Source organism: Pedobacter terrestris (genome assembly GCF_052343045.1).
Classification (GTDB): Bacteria; Bacteroidota; Bacteroidia; order Sphingobacteriales; family Sphingobacteriaceae; genus Pedobacter.
Genome location: NZ_CP180264.1, coordinates 3,975,427 through 3,990,780, shown reverse-complemented (window position 1 = coordinate 3,990,780; position 15,354 = coordinate 3,975,427). Strand labels below are relative to the sequence as shown.

At 37.5% G+C, this 15,354-nt stretch carries 19 protein-coding genes; 13 read left to right on the top strand and 6 right to left on the bottom strand.

The window, feature by feature from the left end; genetic code table 11:
* The first annotated feature begins 44 nt into the window (after window positions 1-44).
* The 6 genes from ACJVDH_RS16900 (at window position 45) to ACJVDH_RS16875 (ending at window position 3,309) form a co-directional block, all read left to right on the top strand.
* Window positions 45-677: a DUF2306 domain-containing protein gene (locus tag ACJVDH_RS16900; RefSeq protein WP_443944584.1), complete on the top strand. Its 633-nt coding sequence runs from the start codon at window positions 45-47 to the stop codon at window positions 675-677.
* Complete coding sequence (locus ACJVDH_RS16895; protein ID WP_443944583.1) at window positions 674-1,558, top strand: YARHG domain-containing protein; 885 nt, start codon at window positions 674-676, stop codon at window positions 1,556-1,558. The genes ACJVDH_RS16900 and ACJVDH_RS16895 overlap by 4 nt, the downstream gene beginning before the upstream one ends.
* A 17-nt stretch (window positions 1,559-1,575) precedes the next feature.
* Window positions 1,576-2,004 carry a YkvA family protein gene (locus ACJVDH_RS16890; RefSeq protein ID WP_443944582.1) on the top strand — a complete coding sequence of 143 codons (429 nt, stop codon included), beginning with the start codon at window positions 1,576-1,578 and terminating at the stop codon, window positions 2,002-2,004.
* On the top strand, window positions 1,988-2,311 hold the full coding sequence (locus ACJVDH_RS16885; protein WP_443944581.1) for a DUF2752 domain-containing protein: 324 nt from the start codon (window positions 1,988-1,990) through the stop codon (window positions 2,309-2,311). The genes ACJVDH_RS16890 and ACJVDH_RS16885 overlap by 17 nt, the downstream gene beginning before the upstream one ends.
* Window positions 2,312-2,319: 8 nt before the next feature.
* On the top strand, window positions 2,320-2,796 hold the full coding sequence (locus ACJVDH_RS16880; protein ID WP_443944580.1) for a CCC motif membrane protein: 477 nt from the start codon (window positions 2,320-2,322) through the stop codon (window positions 2,794-2,796).
* Between the two features lie 102 nt (window positions 2,797-2,898).
* Complete coding sequence (locus tag ACJVDH_RS16875; protein ID WP_443944579.1) at window positions 2,899-3,309, top strand: BrxA/BrxB family bacilliredoxin; 411 nt, start codon at window positions 2,899-2,901, stop codon at window positions 3,307-3,309.
* An 84-nt stretch (window positions 3,310-3,393) separates the two neighbouring features.
* Here the strand turns inward: ACJVDH_RS16875 and cdaA are convergent, their stop codons facing one another.
* Both cdaA and folP read right to left on the bottom strand, forming a co-directional pair.
* Window positions 3,394-4,185 carry a diadenylate cyclase CdaA gene (gene cdaA, locus ACJVDH_RS16870; RefSeq protein ID WP_443944578.1) on the bottom strand — a complete coding sequence of 264 codons (792 nt, stop codon included), beginning with the start codon at window positions 4,183-4,185 and terminating at the stop codon, window positions 3,394-3,396.
* 49 nt (window positions 4,186-4,234) lie between these two features.
* On the bottom strand, window positions 4,235-5,098 hold the full coding sequence (folP, locus tag ACJVDH_RS16865; RefSeq protein WP_443944577.1) for a dihydropteroate synthase: 864 nt from the start codon (window positions 5,096-5,098) through the stop codon (window positions 4,235-4,237).
* Between the two features lie 100 nt (window positions 5,099-5,198).
* On the opposite strand from folP, the gene ACJVDH_RS16860 reads away from it, so the two are divergent.
* The 4 genes from ACJVDH_RS16860 to ACJVDH_RS16845 all read left to right on the top strand — a co-directional run bounded on the left by ACJVDH_RS16860 (window position 5,199) and on the right by ACJVDH_RS16845 (window position 8,566).
* Window positions 5,199-5,744 carry a DUF1599 domain-containing protein gene (locus ACJVDH_RS16860; protein WP_443944576.1) on the top strand — a complete coding sequence of 182 codons (546 nt, stop codon included), beginning with the start codon at window positions 5,199-5,201 and terminating at the stop codon, window positions 5,742-5,744.
* A 2-nt stretch (window positions 5,745-5,746) separates the two neighbouring features.
* Window positions 5,747-6,898 carry a BT_3928 family protein gene (locus tag ACJVDH_RS16855; RefSeq protein WP_443944575.1) on the top strand — a complete coding sequence of 384 codons (1,152 nt, stop codon included), beginning with the start codon at window positions 5,747-5,749 and terminating at the stop codon, window positions 6,896-6,898.
* A gap of 2 nt (window positions 6,899-6,900) precedes the next feature.
* Entirely contained in the window at window positions 6,901-7,953 is a 1,053-nt protein-coding gene (locus ACJVDH_RS16850; RefSeq protein ID WP_443944574.1) for an ABC transporter permease, read from the top strand.
* A 70-nt stretch (window positions 7,954-8,023) separates the two neighbouring features.
* A complete protein-coding gene (locus ACJVDH_RS16845) occupies window positions 8,024-8,566 on the top strand; it encodes a shikimate kinase (RefSeq protein ID WP_443944573.1) in 543 nt (180 codons plus the stop codon).
* 3 nt (window positions 8,567-8,569) lie between these two features.
* Here ACJVDH_RS16845 and ACJVDH_RS16840 read toward each other — a convergent pair whose 3' ends face one another.
* The 4 genes from ACJVDH_RS16840 to ACJVDH_RS16825 form a co-directional block, all read right to left on the bottom strand.
* A complete protein-coding gene (locus ACJVDH_RS16840; protein ID WP_443944572.1) occupies window positions 8,570-8,983 on the bottom strand; it encodes an acyl-CoA thioesterase in 414 nt (137 codons plus the stop codon).
* Between the two features lie 131 nt (window positions 8,984-9,114).
* Window positions 9,115-10,578: a 1-hydroxycarotenoid 3,4-desaturase CrtD gene (crtD, locus tag ACJVDH_RS16835; RefSeq protein WP_443944571.1), complete on the bottom strand. Its 1,464-nt coding sequence runs from the start codon at window positions 10,576-10,578 to the stop codon at window positions 9,115-9,117.
* 23 nt (window positions 10,579-10,601) lie between these two features.
* Window positions 10,602-12,302, bottom strand: coding sequence for a M28 family peptidase (locus ACJVDH_RS16830; RefSeq protein WP_443944570.1), 1,701 nt, complete (start codon window positions 12,300-12,302; stop codon window positions 10,602-10,604).
* Window positions 12,303-12,335: 33 nt separating this feature from the next.
* Window positions 12,336-12,794 (bottom strand): DoxX family protein, encoded by a 459-nt coding sequence (locus ACJVDH_RS16825; protein ID WP_443944569.1) that lies wholly within the window; start codon window positions 12,792-12,794, stop codon window positions 12,336-12,338.
* 170 nt (window positions 12,795-12,964) lie between these two features.
* On the opposite strand from ACJVDH_RS16825, the gene ACJVDH_RS16820 reads away from it, so the two are divergent.
* The 3 genes from ACJVDH_RS16820 to ACJVDH_RS16810 all read left to right on the top strand — a co-directional run bounded on the left by ACJVDH_RS16820 (window position 12,965) and on the right by ACJVDH_RS16810 (window position 15,154).
* Window positions 12,965-13,075: a phenylalanyl-tRNA synthetase subunit alpha gene (locus tag ACJVDH_RS16820; protein ID WP_443944568.1), complete on the top strand. Its 111-nt coding sequence runs from the start codon at window positions 12,965-12,967 to the stop codon at window positions 13,073-13,075.
* A gap of 188 nt (window positions 13,076-13,263) precedes the next feature.
* Window positions 13,264-14,685, top strand: a complete 1,422-nt coding sequence (gene rlmD, locus ACJVDH_RS16815) for a 23S rRNA (uracil(1939)-C(5))-methyltransferase RlmD (protein ID WP_443944567.1) — start codon at window positions 13,264-13,266, stop codon at window positions 14,683-14,685.
* 55 nt (window positions 14,686-14,740) lie between these two features.
* Window positions 14,741-15,154 (top strand): hypothetical protein, encoded by a 414-nt coding sequence (locus ACJVDH_RS16810; RefSeq protein WP_443944566.1) that lies wholly within the window; start codon window positions 14,741-14,743, stop codon window positions 15,152-15,154.
* The last annotated feature ends 200 nt before the right edge of the window (window positions 15,155-15,354 follow it).

Here is a 15,354-nt window from a genome sequence, read left to right as displayed (position 1 = left end):
TATAGATAAGAGAATAAAAAATTATTCAAATAAAATAGCGGGATGTGGACAAGCGCTCTAATTACATTCGCTTTTTTTTGCTCGTGATTTTCGCATTCTTCTTCTTGCTGATGCTTCAAATTACGATAAAGTATATTCCAACATCAGAAACAGCATCGTTTCTGCAAATTAAACAAACAGAGGTTACACAGGTAAGCCTTTATCTCCCGGTTTTTTATCTCCATGTGTACACCGCCATTTTTGTTCTGTTGGCTGGTTTTAGTCAGTTTAATACCTCGGTATTGTCTCGTTACCCCAAATTGCATCGGTTTTTGGGATATTTGTACGCCATCGTTGTTGTATTATTTGCTGCACCTTCTGGCATATTTATCGGGTATTATGCCAACGGTGGTTTGTTCGCCAAAATTTCTTTCATGTTGCTTGGCATGCTCTGGTTTTGGTTTACGCTTAAAGCAGTGCAAAGAGCTCTCGAAAGAAATTTTACAGCACACAAAGCATTTATGTACAGGAGTTTTGCGCTCGCACTATCGGCAATCACGTTACGCCTCTGGAAAGTAATTTTAGTATATTTATTTCATCCGGCGCCAATGGATGTGTATCAAATCATCGCTTGGTTAGGTTGGATACCCAATTTACTTATTGCAGAATGGATCATTAAAAAACAATCAACGCTATGAAAAACATCTTATTAATCTCTCTCGTGTCTCTGGCCTTATACTCTTGTAAAGATACCGGGAAAAAAAATGCAGAAAACCACCAAGAGACTATCGCACAGCCAGAAATTCATACAGAACTTTACGGATTTTGGGTAGGTGATTTTGTCGATTATGACGCTGAGGGTTTTGAAGGTGGCGATTATGACTATGTCAAGAAATTAAACCTCATCATTAAAAAAATCACAAAAGATACGGTTATCGCGCAAAGTATAGTTTTGGGAAGCAATCGTCCGTTAATTGGGAAAATGAACGAAGATGGAACTAAAATTTCTTTCGTTTTAGATGCAACAGGAAAAAAGGAAAACGACGGGCGTTTTGAATTTGAATTGAATGGAGATACCTTAAAAGGGGAGTGGAATGCCTACAATACTAAAATGCCCAATCCCAAAAAAGTATTCAAATTATTGAAACGAAAGTTTGTGTATAACCCAGATTTGATGCTGCCAAGCGAATGGAGTTATGTTGATTGGAGCGAACATGCCGTAAAAGAACAATTGGATACTTTAGACGACGGAAAAGTAGACACTACGAGCAATACTTTTTTCAGAAGTGCCTCAAAAGCCATTTTCGAACTTAATGCTTCTAAAAGTTTACTAAATGAAGCAGAACTAAAAAACCTACGTAAACTGGATTTGCAGATTATTAAAAATACCATTTTTGCGCGCCACGGCTATGCGTTTACAAAAGATACATACAGAGCATTTTTTGAACCGATTGAGTGGTATGTGCCGATTTCAAGAAATGTAGATAATGATTTAACCGCTATTGAGAACAAAAATGTAAAACTGATAGACCGCTTTATTAAATACGCTGAAGACAATTACGATACTTTTGGCCGTTAATTTGTAAAGCATTAACTATGAAAGTGGATAGAAAAAGAATTTTGGATTATTTTAGAAAGTCTGAAAGTAAAGCATCGGCAATTTTAAATGATAAAACAAAAGCCAGTAAAACTATTAAAGACGCTTTAGGAAAGGCTGTTAGCAATAAAGGTGAGCTTGACGGGGTTTGGGCAAAGCTATTGCTGCTTTTTGCTGTTTCTAAGGATTATGTTGCAGGCAATTATACGCATATTCCAAAACGGTCGATCGTTGCTATTTTGGGTGGTTTAGTTTATTTTCTTTCTCCGGTTGATGTTGTGCCAGATTTTATTCCCGTACTCGGCTTTATCGACGATATTTTTGTGCTAAATTTGGTATACAAACAAGTTGTAAAAGACTTGGAAGCGTATAAAATTTGGAAAGATAAACAAGAACACATTATCCATTTAGATGTCCCATCAGCATAATAATTTCCTGGATTGGCTAAGTCATCACTTATTGAGTTGCCCGCTAAAGGCAACTTTCGGGATGGATTGTCCGGGTTGCGGTTTGCAGCGTTCTGTGTTGGCGCTTCTGCGTGGTGATGTAATCTCATCATTCAAATTATATCCGGCAACTTTGCCAATTCTATTTATTTTTTTGTTCACAATTCTACACCTGAAGTTTGATTTTCTGTTCGGCGCACGCTTAATTAAAATCCTTTTTACAGGTATTGCGGCAATTATTCTAATCCATTACATTTACAAAATATACAATCACCAACTATTTATCTAAAATTAAACATGTCTGAAAATCAAGAAACTCCGCAAGAAAATCAACCCATAAACCTTAATAAGGATGAAACTCCGGCAACGCCTCCGGTAAATGATGGGACTACAACACCACCGCCTTTTCAGCCGGCTCCATTTGCGCCATTTGGTGGCGGACAACAAAATCTTCCTAATGCAACAATTGCTTTAGTTTTAGGGATTTTATCAATTCCTGCTTGTTGCTGTTACGGTATTTTTGGATTGATATTGGGTGTAATTGCATGGGTTTTGGGTGGTAAAGATTCCAAACAATATGTTTTAAACCCCAATCAATATTCTTTATCTTCTTACAAAAATGCAAAAGCAGGTAAAGTTTGCGGAATTATTGGTGTTATTTTAAGCGCCTTGTATTTAATCGCATTAATTGCATGTTTGGCAATTTTTGGATTCGCTGCATTGAAAGATCCTGAGCTTATGAAGCAAATCCTTCAGGAAAAAGGGCTTCAATAAGTAAGTAATATAATTTTACCTTAAAAATATAAATCGAACGGTTTGTGCCGTTCGATTTTGTTATTTTTGTACGGTTAAATTGTAAATAAAAAACTCAACATAATGTATCCAGAATATTTAGTAGAACCAATGCGTAAGGAATTGACCAACGTAGGTTTTGAAGAACTGAAAAGTGCGGAAGAAGTAGATGCAGCAATTAAAGGTGAAGGCACCGTATTTGTTGTAGTGAATTCTGTATGTGGTTGTGCGGCGGCAAATGCACGTCCGGCAGCAAGAGCAGCAGCAGCACATGAAAAACATCCAGATAAATTGGTTACTGTTTTCGCTGGTATGGAAAAAGACGCTGTAGATAAAGCCAGAAGCTATATGATGCCTTTTCCACCGTCATCTCCGGCAATGGCTTTGTTTAAAGATGGTAAGTTGGTTCATATGATCGAACGTCATCAGATTGAAGGCCGTCCGGCGCAAATGATTGCCGATAATTTAATCGGTGCATTTGAACAATATTGCTAATTGTAAGGTTACACAGATAACTAGATTACATTGATGAATAACATGCATCAGTGTAATCTTTTTAAATCTCCTGAATCTATGTTTCTAAAAATCTTTATTCAGGAGCTTCTCTAGCTCTCCGAAAGAAACATTCATCCGAACACGCCCTTGTTTAGCGTAAGAAATCTCACCGGTTTCTTCTGATATAATTACCGCAACTGCATCAGTAGTTTCAGAAACGCCAATACCTGCTCTATGTCTTAATCCAAATTGTGGCGGTAATTTATCATTATCAGTTAAAGGCAAAATACAGCTGGCGCTTTTTATACGGTTTTCCGAAATAACTACAGCACCATCATGCAGTGGACTATTTTTCTGAAAAATACTTTCCAGCAGTCTTTTAGAAATTTTTGCCTCTACAACTTCACAACTATTGGCGAAAAATTGCTCGTCATAAAACTTAACAAAAACCATTAAAGCGCCTGTACGCGTTTTTTTCATGCTTTTGCAAGCATCAATAATGGGTTTAATGCGTGCAAGGTTATTGCGTTCAATTTCTTTTCTGCCGAAAAGATATCCCCACCAGGCTTTGTTTTTTTGGAGGAAAGCATTCTTCCCAATCAGAAGTAAAAACCGCCTGATTTCCGGATGGAAAATTACAATCAATGCAATGATGCCTACACTCATAAATTTCTCTATGATGGCGGTAAGCAATTCCATGTGCAAACCTTTTACTACCCAGTAAAACACGGTTATAATAAACATGCCTACCAGCAGATTAACAGCTAAAGTATTGCGAATTAGGGTATAGACATAGTAAATTAACAGAGCTACCAGAACAATGTCTACGATGTCTGTAACAGATACTTTAAGGAAATCAAAATCAAAATCATTCATCAGCCACAATATAAGAAATGTTCATCAATACTACTTGTAAGTTGTGTTGCTACAACTCCGGATTGTTTAATTTGTGCACCAACTTTACACATTCTGCAGCCTCTTTTACATCGTGCACACGTAAAATACCTGCGCCTTTCTGTAAGGCGATGGTATTTAGAGTTGTAGTTCCGTTTAGGGCTTCTGCAGCATTTGTACCAAGGGTTTTGTAAATCATGCCTTTTCTGGAAAACCCCACAAGTATTGGAAGTTCGAAAATTTTGAAAGCTTCCATTTGTTGAAGCAAGCTGTAATTGTGTGCAATGGTTTTCCCAAAGCCAAAACCAGGATCAAGTATTAGATCATGAATATGGAATTTCTTAAAGGCATTAATTTTTTTCGAAAAATAATCAACAATGTCTAAAGTTACATCGGTATATACGGGGTTTTGTTGCATGTTTTGTGGCGTTCCCTGCATGTGCATAAAAATATAAGGCACTTGTAGTTTGCCTACCGTTTCAAGCATTTTATCATCCATATCTCCGGCGGCAATGTCATTAATAATATGCGCGCCTGCATGTATGGTTTCTTCCGCGACTCTGGCTCTGAAGGTATCAACGGAGAGGATAGCTTGTGGAAATTCTGCAGAGATCTTTTCAATAACCGGAATTAACCGATCTATTTCTTCTTCTTCCGAGATATCTTTAGCGCCAGGCCGGGATGAATATCCGCCCACATCAATAAATGTTGCCCCATCTTTCAGAAAGTTCTCGATTTTTGTCAGTGCGTCATCCAGTGTTGCTGTTCGGCTATTGCTGTAAAAAGAATCTGGCGTGATGTTTAATATTGCCATTACTTTGGCCTCGGTCAAATCGATCAGTTTCCCTTTGATATTTAAAGTGTGCCTGGCCGCAAAAAAGTTTTTTTCTGACATAATACGCCCTTTCGGGATTTGGGTTTCGCTATAAAAATGTATCTTTAGCTTTCGCGCTTTTTACGGCAAAAATACATTAAAACTAGATAAAATACAGGCTTTGGCACAAACAAATACCGCTACAGAATTTGATGAAGTGATCTCTATTTGCAGATCATTATTTTTAAAAAAAACTAAAGATTATGGAACAGCCTGGCGCATTTTAAGGCCCAGTTCTATTACCGATCAGATCTTCATCAAAGCGCAGCGCATCCGGACTCTGGAAGAAACTAAAGTGAATAAAGTGGGCGAAGATGTAACATCAGAATATATCGGTATTGTCAATTATTGTGTAATCGGGATGATGCAGCTTGAGCTTACGGCTAACGATCCGAATGAACTTCCTTATGACCAGGTGAAAGAAATTTTTGCTGCGCGCGTTCAGGAAACAAAAGATTTAATGTTTGCCAAAAATCACGATTATGGAGAAGCCTGGAGAGATATGCGCATCAGTTCGCTTACAGATCTTATCCTCATGAAAATTTTCCGTGTAAAACAAATTGAAGACAATGAAGGGCAGACCCTTGCATCAGAAGGCGTAAAAGCCAATTATCAGGATATGTTAAATTATTCAGTATTTGCATTAATTAAATTGGGAGTTAAATAGTTATGAAAGTTAGGGGCTTAGGTTTTGCAAGATTATTTGTAGGCATTTTATTTATTTTTTCAGGATTAATCAAAGCTAATGATCCCCTAGGCTTTGGCTATAAACTTCAAGAATATTTTGAAGTTTTCCATATGGATTTTCTCAGTGGAATGGCAACCGGAATTGCCATTTTGCTTTGTACTTTAGAAATTGTACTCGGCGCGCTTTTACTTTTAGGTTTTTGGGCCAAAAAAGTTTCCTGGGGCCTTCTGTTGCTCATCATATTTTTCACACTGCTTACGTTTATTTCTGCAGCATTTAAAGTGGTTACCAGCTGCGGTTGCTTTGGCGATGCAATTCCACTAACGCCTTGGCAATCATTTGGTAAAGATGTTATTCTACTGTTGTTGATTATATTTATTTTCGTCAACAAAAAACTCATCACACCGCTCTTTAGTAAAGAATCTACACAAAGAGGAATTTCTATAGCCGTTGTACTGGTTTCATTGTTATTTGGTTTGTATACCTACAATTTTTTACCAATTGTAGATTTTCTTCCTTACAAAGTTGGCGCACATATTCCCTCGCTCATGGTTATCCCTCCAGGAGAAAAACCTGATGAGTTTGAAATCATGTATCATCTTAAAAATAAAAAAACCAAAGATGAGAAAGATATGAGCGATAAAGATTACCTCAAAACGGAAATCTGGAAGGATGAAAATTGGGAAATAGTAGGTGAACCAACAAAACGTTTGGTAAAAAAAGGTTTTGAGCCGAAAATTAAAGATTTGGTGATTAGTGATGCTTCAGGTACAGATTATACAAAAGAGCTTGTAGAAAATCCATATTACAGTTTGATTTTTGTTGCGTATGATTTGAACCATACCAATGAAAAAGCAATTGGAAATCTAAATGCTTTGGCACTTAACGCTACACAACAATTTAATATTAGAACTGTATTGCTGACTTCTAATTCTGCGCAGGATGCAGGGGCATTTGTAAAAAAGAACAATATTTTTTCTGAAGTTTTTTATGCTGATGCTGTTCCGCTTAAAAGCATGGTGCGCGCAAATCCGGGAATTTTACTGATGAAAAACGGCGTTGTCATTAACAAATGGCATTACAATACCGTTCCTTCTTTTGAAGAGCTTTCCAGAACGTATTTTGAAAAATAACAATGTTCAATTACACAGTAAAGAAATTTTTATACGGTTTGCTGGTTATGGCCGGTGTTGTATTGGTGGTTTTTATACTGTTTAATATCCTTCCGGGAGATCCCGCCAGAATGACTATGGGGCAGCGCGCCGATGTACAATCATTAGAAGCGGTGCGTAAGGAATTTGGTTTGGATAGATCTAAACCAATGCAATTTGTTTTATATGTAAACGATCTATCGCCGGTAAGCGTGTTGCCAAACGACAGTACTGCCCAGGCGAAATATAAATACCTAAAACTTATTTCTAATGGCGAGAATGCGCTGGTGCTAAAGTGGCCTTATTTACGCAGTTCCTATCAAACCAAACGAGATGTAACCGAAATTTTGGCAGAAACCGTCCCGAATACATTTATTCTTGCATGTACAGCAATGATTTTCGCCAGTATAATCGGTGTTTTACTCGGTGTTCTTTCTGCGGTTTATAAAGATACCTGGATTGATAAAGCAGCCAATGCCTTTGCCATTTTGGGAATCTCGGCACCATCTTTCTTTGCCGGAATTATTATCGCCTGGCTTTTCGGTTTTGTATTGAGCGACCTAACCGGATTAAAAATGAGCGGTAGTTTATACAGTTATAATCCGTTTAAGGGCGAAGTGCTTACGTTAAGAAATTTATGGCTGCCGATGATTACACTTGGATTACGCCCATTGGCAATAATTGTACAACTTACACGGAGCGCAATGCTTGATGTACTTGCGCAAGATTATATCAGAACTGCGCGCGCTAAGGGATTAAGCAGAAACAAAATTATTTATAAACATGCTCTTCGCAATGCGATGAATCCGGTTGTAACCGCCATTTCTGGTTGGTTTGCGTCTTTGTTGGCAGGTTCGTTTTTTGTCGAATATATTTTTGGCTACAACGGTTTAGGCAGAACTACAGTAGCTGCGCTAGAAATGTCAGATTTCCCGGTTGTAATGGGCTCTATATTATTTATTGCATTTGTTTTCGTGGTAATTAATATCTTAGTCGACATTTTATACGCCTATATCGATCCGAGAGTTAAGGTTTAATCCCTGACAAGGTGAAAACTATTGGCACAAAAAAATCCTTCAGAATTAAGATTTAATAATACGATATAACATGAACGACGGAATGGAAAAGTCTCCTTCAGGGGATTTAGGGGTTATATTTCTCATTGGCTTTATGGGTTGTGGAAAAAGTACCAAAGCAAAACAACTTGCACATCGGTTAGATTATCCGCTTTTTGATTTAGATGCAGAAATTGTATCCAAATCTGGTAAAACTATAGCCGAATATTTTGAAGCGTTTGGAGATAGTGGATTTCGAAATTTCGAAAGTGAATTGCTTAAAACATTTGATTATCCTAAAAATTGTGTAATTGCAACAGGCGGTGGTTTGCCTTGCTTTTTCGATAATATGGATTGGATGAATGCACACGGAACAACTGTTTATCTGCATATGGAACCTGCACAACTGGTATCACGTTTGCATAAACGAGAGAAACGGCCTTTAATTAAAGATTTTGATGATGAACAATTGCTGGAGTTCATTAAAGTGAAGCTTACCGAACGAGACCCTTTTTACACCAAAGCAAAAGTTATTGTAAATGCATTTGATCTGGATGGAGAAAAGTTAGAAAATGCATTAAGAAATCAGGATTAATTGCTAATCCTGATTCTTCTTAATATCTTCTTCAGAAAATTGTTCTTCAATATATTTGATTTTTGTTTTGCCGTGTGGTGCCGGTTCTCCATAATCATTGATATTTACGAAAACAATTTTATCAATCGTTAAAATACTTTTGCGAGTTATTTTATTCCTTACCTCACAACACATGGTAATAGAAGTTGTGCCAAATGCAGTTGCAGTAATGCCCATTTCAATAATATCGCCCAGTTTTCCTGAACTCACAAAATTAATTTCGGACATATATTTGGTAACCACTTTGGGGTTTTCAAGTTGTACAATAGCATAAATTGCGGCCTCTTCATCAATCCATTTTAATAAACTACCACCAAATAAGCCTCCATTTGGGTTAAGATCTTCAGGTTTTATCCATTTACGTGTGTGAAAATTCATGTTTCAAGTTTTAATTTTAATAACCAATGTCTGCAAATGTAATTTTTTGAATCTGGCCATTGTTCAGCCAAGCGTAAATATTGGTTTTAAATTTAAGCCATAACGATTTCGAAAGATGTTTTGGCATTAAATTAACCAATCATTTCATCTACTATTTTTGCCGAAAGCAATGCCAGCGGAATACCGCCTCCGGGATGAACACTTCCTCCACAGAAATACAGATTCTTAATGTCTTTACTAAAATTCGCATGCCGTAAAAATGCAGCAAATTGGTTATTAGAACTGTTGCCATACAATGAACCTTGGTATGCGCCAGTTTTCTGTTCAATACTTCGTGGATCGAGAATTTCTTCGAATAAAATTTGCTCAGAAATATCAATACCTAAAACTCTTTTAATTTTACTCAAGATATTTGCTTTCGCTTCTGCAATCAAAAGCGGCCAGTTTTGCCCCTTGTTGGCGGGTACGTTAACCATAACAAACCAATTTTCACATTGCACAGGTGCGTCTTCTTTCAAAATTTTGGAGGTGATATTGATGTATACAGTTGGGTCATGATAAACTTTTTCCTCTTTCCAGATCGCATTAAATTCTGATGGGTAATCTTCGCTAAACAAAATGTTGTGCAAGCCGAGTGCATTGTTTTGCCCCTTAATGCCCCAATAGAAAATCAATGCAGAGCTGCTCCGTTCTTGTTGAAGAAGTTTTTTTGGTGCCTGAACATCTTTGAGCAGATTTTTATAAGTAAACCAAATATCGAGGTTAGAAACCACAACCTCAGCATCGTAAGCTTTGCCATTACAGAGAATGCCTTTTACTTTCCGGGTTTTGTTATATAAAATATCATCTACCTTCTGGTTGAAGTTGAATTTTATGCCTAAATCTTCAGCCAGATTTACCAGTGACCTGGTGATATTATACATGCCTTTTTCCGGCAGATATGCGCCGAAATGATATTCGAAATGAGGAATTACATTGAGCGTTGCTGGCGCCTGGTAAGGATTAGAACCGTTATACGTGGCATAACGATTAAACAATTGGGCAATTCTATTGTCGCTGAAAAACGTTGCATTAGCTGCAGACTGCGTTCTGAATGCATCAATTTGGCCAAACCTGAAAACGGATTTTAAAGTATCCCAATGCAAGTAACTTTTAATTTTATGTAAAGTACGTTCTAAGAAAACGCGGTGTGTAACGTCGTAAATGGTTTTGCTTTTTTGTAAAAAAGTAGCCACTTCAGCTGTGTTAGAATTTGTTTTTTGTTCAATTTCATTGCCGAATGCATCCAGATCAGAAGTTGCGGTGAGCTGCAATCCATCTTCATAAAAATACCGGCATATTTCATCGAGTTTAGTGTATTTAAAATAGTCTGATGGTTTTTTGCCCGCTAATTTGAAAAGCTCGTCTACATATTGCGGCATGGTAAACAAACTTGGTCCAGCGTCAAAACGGAAACCATTTTTTTCAATTTCAGAAAGTTTTCCGCCTGGAGTTGCATTGGTTTCAAAAACGGAAACCTCGTAACCCTTAATTGTTAAACGAATTGCAGTGGCAATTCCGGCAATTCCGGCTCCAATAATGATTGCTTTTGGCATTTGGTTGGTTTAACGTGTCAAACTTATTTTAGTGCTTTGGCATACAATTGGGTCTGTTTTTCTACAGTGAGCATTGCTTCCTTAATGGCTTTGCCGATAGCATTAGCATCTGATTTTACCGGCATACTTTTTATCGTTGCCAGTGCGTCTAAATACCATTTGCACCAAACTTCCAGAATATGTTTTTCATCGGCTGCAGATTTGCCTTCGGCAATGGCTTTTTTACTCAATTCAAATTCAGTTTTAATCCTGATCAAAGCATCATTTTTGATTTGTCTTACTGTTGCAGATGCCGTATTCTCATCAGCAGAAATTAAAGTGTATGCTGCGGTTAATGCGCTTATGCCCACATTTTTCATTTCTTCTGGAGAAACTTTGTCTAATCTGTCATTGTCGGTATGGTAAAAAACATCTGTAAAATGCCACATTAACAAGCCGGGGATTTTATTTTGCAGAAAAGGCGTATGATCGCTTCCGCCCTCAAATGGATTAAAGTTAACGGTCCAGTTTGCAAATTTTCCCTGTTGTTTGCAGATGTCGAAAATGAAATCATTAAAGTAATGCGGGAAAAGGTTTTTCTCGCTTACTTCGCTAGCGCCCCATTCGGTATGTTTATCTTCTCCACGTGTCCATATTGCCGATGGATCTGGCATTTTTTCAATTAAAAATGAGCCGCCTGTTTTTTTGGTGTCTTCGCCAACCATATCCAGACTCATTCCCCATAAAATATCTTTCGCCCGTGCGGTATCTTCTGTTATGTAGCGGCGTGTAGATACAATTTCATCGCCCCATAAAAAAGTAAGGGTTCTTTTTGGTGCAATTTTTTTATTCTGGTAAAGTTCTGCGGTTAACCTCGCCATTTCTGCAAGTGTCCCCACGCCAGTTGCATTGTCATTTGCTCCAGGTTCCTGAACATGTGCACTAAAAACAAACCGCTGTTTCGGGTTCTCGCTTCCGCGCACATTGGCCACAATTGTAAGTTCTTCTGAAGGATAAATTTTGGTCTGTATGTTTACTTTCAGTTTTGTTTCCCCTCTTAAGCAAGTGGCTTTCAATCTTTCTTTTGCGGCGTAAGACAGGAATAGATTCCAAATGGTTGATGGGCGCATGCTGCCAAACTGGATAGAACTTTGATGAATTTCTGGTTGGGTGTGTGCTGGCATAGCATAAGATAAAATGCCAATTGCACCCACTTGAGCGGCAACCGCTGTAAGTTTACCACGTTCTTTGTCTGAAAACAAAATTTTGCCCTTCAGGTCTTTTTTTGCCAGAGTTTCCGGATTCAGATCTGTAAGATAAACAACTTCTGCAGCAATACCGTCTGGTGGAGTAGAACTGCAATTAATAGGAATCATATTGCGGTTGGTTTTAAATGAAATCAGTGGAGCAGATTCTCCCTCGATTTCAATTTTCGCATCAAGAGGTTCCCAGGTATTGTTTTTTAGCGCGCGTTTTTCTATTCTGTAAGTAAGAGGTAATTCTTGCTCATTCCGTTTTTGCTCTACAAATCCTGCGGCTTTTAAAATGTCTTCTACATGATGAATGCTCGCGTTAAAACCCGTATTTCCGGGAACGCGAAAATATTTCTCTACAAATGAAGTGGTGTTGTATGCATTTTGCGCATTAAATCCGGTTCGTGTGAGTGTAAAATTATTTTCTATTGTATTTTGGGCGTAACTGGAACATCCCGCTAAAAGCAGTGCAAAAAGTACCTTGGTTTTCATGCCGAAAGATACTAAGAAAAATTAACCGCTAAATTAGTTATAGCGTTTTCCGGATTTGTTTTTCAAACCTTCATCCACAGAAAGTGGTCCGGAACCGATTACCCAGAACAAAACCAGTAAAAACAGCGTAATGACCGAAAGCCATAATTCTGAGTTCAAACTAGAGAAACCTCTGGTTAAGTTTACAAAGAAAACAGCGACCACTAAAATTGGAATTTGGATGACGACTGCAAATCTGGTTACTAAACCCAGAATAATAAGCAAACCACCCACTAAGTGTGCAAAGGCAACAATGTGAATAGCAACCGTAATCATCATTCCGGAGAATCCGAATACATTATTGTCCAGAATCAGGTTTTGTAAAGTGCTGGTGTCACTAATAAATGAAACACCTTTGCTAAAGATGAGCAGGCCAAGGATTATACGCAAATAATCCAGCCATTTTGCTTGATGAACATCTCCCCAATGTTCAATTTTTCGGATAACGTTCATGATGAACCTCCTTTTTTATGTAATACGTATATTAAGTTACGGAAATAATTGCGTCAATATTCCAAATGTGTCAGATATTTTTTTGATTTATTTAATTGAAATTTAATATATACCGTTTTGGTTTTTAGTTCAAAATTCATTACTATTGTCTAAATAAATTGGTTTTAGTCATGAGTAAAGAAATATTAGAATTTTCTGTACTGGTAGATGAGAAGTTTGATCTGAATTTTAACTGGCTGGACGGTTTTTGGGAGTCTGCCGCACGTATTTTTTGGAAATAACAGCTTCGTAATATCAAACTTTAACGGGTAGTTTCTGTCCGGGAGTTCAGGTATTAACTAAAAATTTCTGCAAAATTATTTCTGTAGGTCTTCCGTTTAGATGTCTTCATCGTCCAGATTCGGCTACCAATTTTGCTTTCCGCTTAGGCTTTCTGTGTTTCAGCTTTAACCTGTATATTTGCGCCATAATGAGTAGAAGAAAACCAGGCGTGGTGACAATCGTTCCAAACGTACAAATTATTGATATTGCCGAAGAAGGAAAAGGCGTGGGCAAAGCCGATGAATTAGTGATTTTTGTAGACAAAGCCGTTCCTGGCGATGTTGTAGATGTTCGCTTAACCAAGAAAAAGAAAAATTTCGCGGAAGCGGTTATAGAACAATTTCATCAAAAATCATCGCTTAGAACAGATCCCTTCTGTCAGCATTTTGGTACATGTGGCGGTTGTAAATGGCAACACATGGGTTACGAATCTCAGTTGAAGTTTAAACAGAAAAATGTAGAAGCGGCTTTGCAACGCCTCGGAAAAATTGATACCTCTAATGCCGAACCGATTTTAGGTTCAGTAAAAAATAGATATTACCGCAACAAACTTGAGTTCACATTTTCCAACAAACGTTGGTTAGATAGAACTGATATTGATCGAGATGAGGATTTTGATATGAATGCGCTTGGCTTTCACGTTCCATTACGTTTTGATAAAATTTTGGATATCGAACATTGCTATTTGCAAGATGATCCTTCCAATCAAATCCGTAATGCCGTACGTAAATACGCGTTAGAAAATGCTTTGTCATTTTATGATTTACGCAACCACGAAGGCACGCTGCGCAACTTAATTATTCGCACATCATCTACCGGCGAAATTATGGTTGCAGTTGTTTTTGCCTATCCGGAAGAAGGTCAGGTAAATGGATTGATGAGTTTTTTGCAAGAACAATTTCCGCGGATAACTTCACTTTTATATATCATCAATCAAAAGAAAAATGATACCATTTTTGATCAGGACGTTCAGGTATTTGCCGGTCGCGATCATATTTTTGAAGAAATGGACGGTATTCGGTTTAAAATTGGGGTGAAATCTTTTTATCAAACGAATTCTGACCAGGCTTTTGAATTGTATAAAATTACACGAGAATTTGCAGGTTTTAAAGGCGATGAATTGGTGTACGATTTATATACCGGTGCAGGTACAATTGCAAATTTTGTGGCTAAAGATGTTAAGCAAGTTGTTGGAGTAGAATATGTGCCTACGGCTATTGAAGATGCAAAATTCAACTCTGAATTAAACGGAATTGACAATACCATCTTTTATGCCGGAGATATGAAAGATATTTTAACAGCAGATTTTATTCTGGCACATGGAAAACCAGATGTTGTGATTACAGATCCGCCGCGTGCGGGTATGCATGCAGATGTTGTACAACGTCTATTGGAAATGGAATCTGAAAAAATTGTATACGTAAGCTGTAATGCAGCAACTCAGGCGCGCGATTTAGAATTGCTGAACGAAAAATACGATGTAGTCCGCATTAAACCGGTTGATATGTTTCCACATACACAACATGTAGAGAATGTAGTTTTGTTAAAACTGAAAACAGTTTTTGGATAAGTAGAGATTGGTGGTTGGAGAATTTTTTAAACCAACCATCAAAATTGATTTGAATATGGATAGAGAAGAATTACTTGGCGCAACGCCAGAAGATAGTGGCGCAGAGAAGAAAAAAGAAAGTCCGTTGGTAAGTCTGGAAAAAGACCTTGAGTTTTATGCAGATGCCATCCGTGAGGTTGCTGTAGAAATTATGGTTGAAGGCATTTCTGCACATCCTGTTTTTATTGCCCATCAACACGAGGTTAGTATTGGCGAAATGATTTTGAATAAAGAAGAGCTGAATACAGATTGGACAATACAGGCTTCTACCTTGGAAGAGTTTGTGGAAAAAGGAATTATCAATAAAGAACGTAAAGAACCGTTTCTAAAAGCATATAAAAAGCCAGAAGACTATATGTGTGTGTTTGTAATTGTTCCCGAAGGGGCAAATTTTATTTATTATCCATATAAATCTGGCAGGAAATCCTAAAAATGCCATTCTTTTCCGGCAAAAATGATCAAAAAAAAGATGTGGAATATGCAATATTCCACATCAAGTCATCACCTATACCCATCCGGGATTTGGTATTATAAAGATACTGTGTTCTATTTAGCTTTAAGGCTTTGAACAAAATGAACGATAAAAAAAAGAGTTTTTAGGAATGTATGATTCTTGATAAGTAGAAATGC

Coding starts and splice junctions, on each gene's coding strand:
- ACJVDH_RS16895 (WP_443944583.1), top strand. CDS start 674: ATGAAAAACATCTTATTAATCTCTCTCGTGTCTCTGGCCTTATACTCT.
- ACJVDH_RS16890 (WP_443944582.1), top strand. CDS start 1,576: ATGAAAGTGGATAGAAAAAGAATTTTGGATTATTTTAGAAAGTCTGAA.
- ACJVDH_RS16885 (WP_443944581.1), top strand. CDS start 1,988: ATGTCCCATCAGCATAATAATTTCCTGGATTGGCTAAGTCATCACTTA.
- ACJVDH_RS16880 (WP_443944580.1), top strand. CDS start 2,320: ATGTCTGAAAATCAAGAAACTCCGCAAGAAAATCAACCCATAAACCTT.
- ACJVDH_RS16875 (WP_443944579.1), top strand. CDS start 2,899: ATGTATCCAGAATATTTAGTAGAACCAATGCGTAAGGAATTGACCAAC.
- cdaA (WP_443944578.1), bottom strand. CDS start 4,185: ATGAATGATTTTGATTTTGATTTCCTTAAAGTATCTGTTACAGACATC.
- folP (WP_443944577.1), bottom strand. CDS start 5,098: ATGTCAGAAAAAAACTTTTTTGCGGCCAGGCACACTTTAAATATCAAA.
- ACJVDH_RS16855 (WP_443944575.1), top strand. CDS start 5,747: ATGAAAGTTAGGGGCTTAGGTTTTGCAAGATTATTTGTAGGCATTTTA.
- ACJVDH_RS16850 (WP_443944574.1), top strand. CDS start 6,901: ATGTTCAATTACACAGTAAAGAAATTTTTATACGGTTTGCTGGTTATG.
- ACJVDH_RS16845 (WP_443944573.1), top strand. CDS start 8,024: ATGAACGACGGAATGGAAAAGTCTCCTTCAGGGGATTTAGGGGTTATA.
- ACJVDH_RS16840 (WP_443944572.1), bottom strand. CDS start 8,983: ATGAATTTTCACACACGTAAATGGATAAAACCTGAAGATCTTAACCCA.
- crtD (WP_443944571.1), bottom strand. CDS start 10,578: ATGCCAAAAGCAATCATTATTGGAGCCGGAATTGCCGGAATTGCCACT.
- ACJVDH_RS16830 (WP_443944570.1), bottom strand. CDS start 12,302: ATGAAAACCAAGGTACTTTTTGCACTGCTTTTAGCGGGATGTTCCAGT.
- ACJVDH_RS16825 (WP_443944569.1), bottom strand. CDS start 12,794: ATGAACGTTATCCGAAAAATTGAACATTGGGGAGATGTTCATCAAGCA.
- ACJVDH_RS16820 (WP_443944568.1), top strand. CDS start 12,965: ATGAGTAAAGAAATATTAGAATTTTCTGTACTGGTAGATGAGAAGTTT.
- rlmD (WP_443944567.1), top strand. CDS start 13,264: ATGAGTAGAAGAAAACCAGGCGTGGTGACAATCGTTCCAAACGTACAA.
- ACJVDH_RS16810 (WP_443944566.1), top strand. CDS start 14,741: ATGGATAGAGAAGAATTACTTGGCGCAACGCCAGAAGATAGTGGCGCA.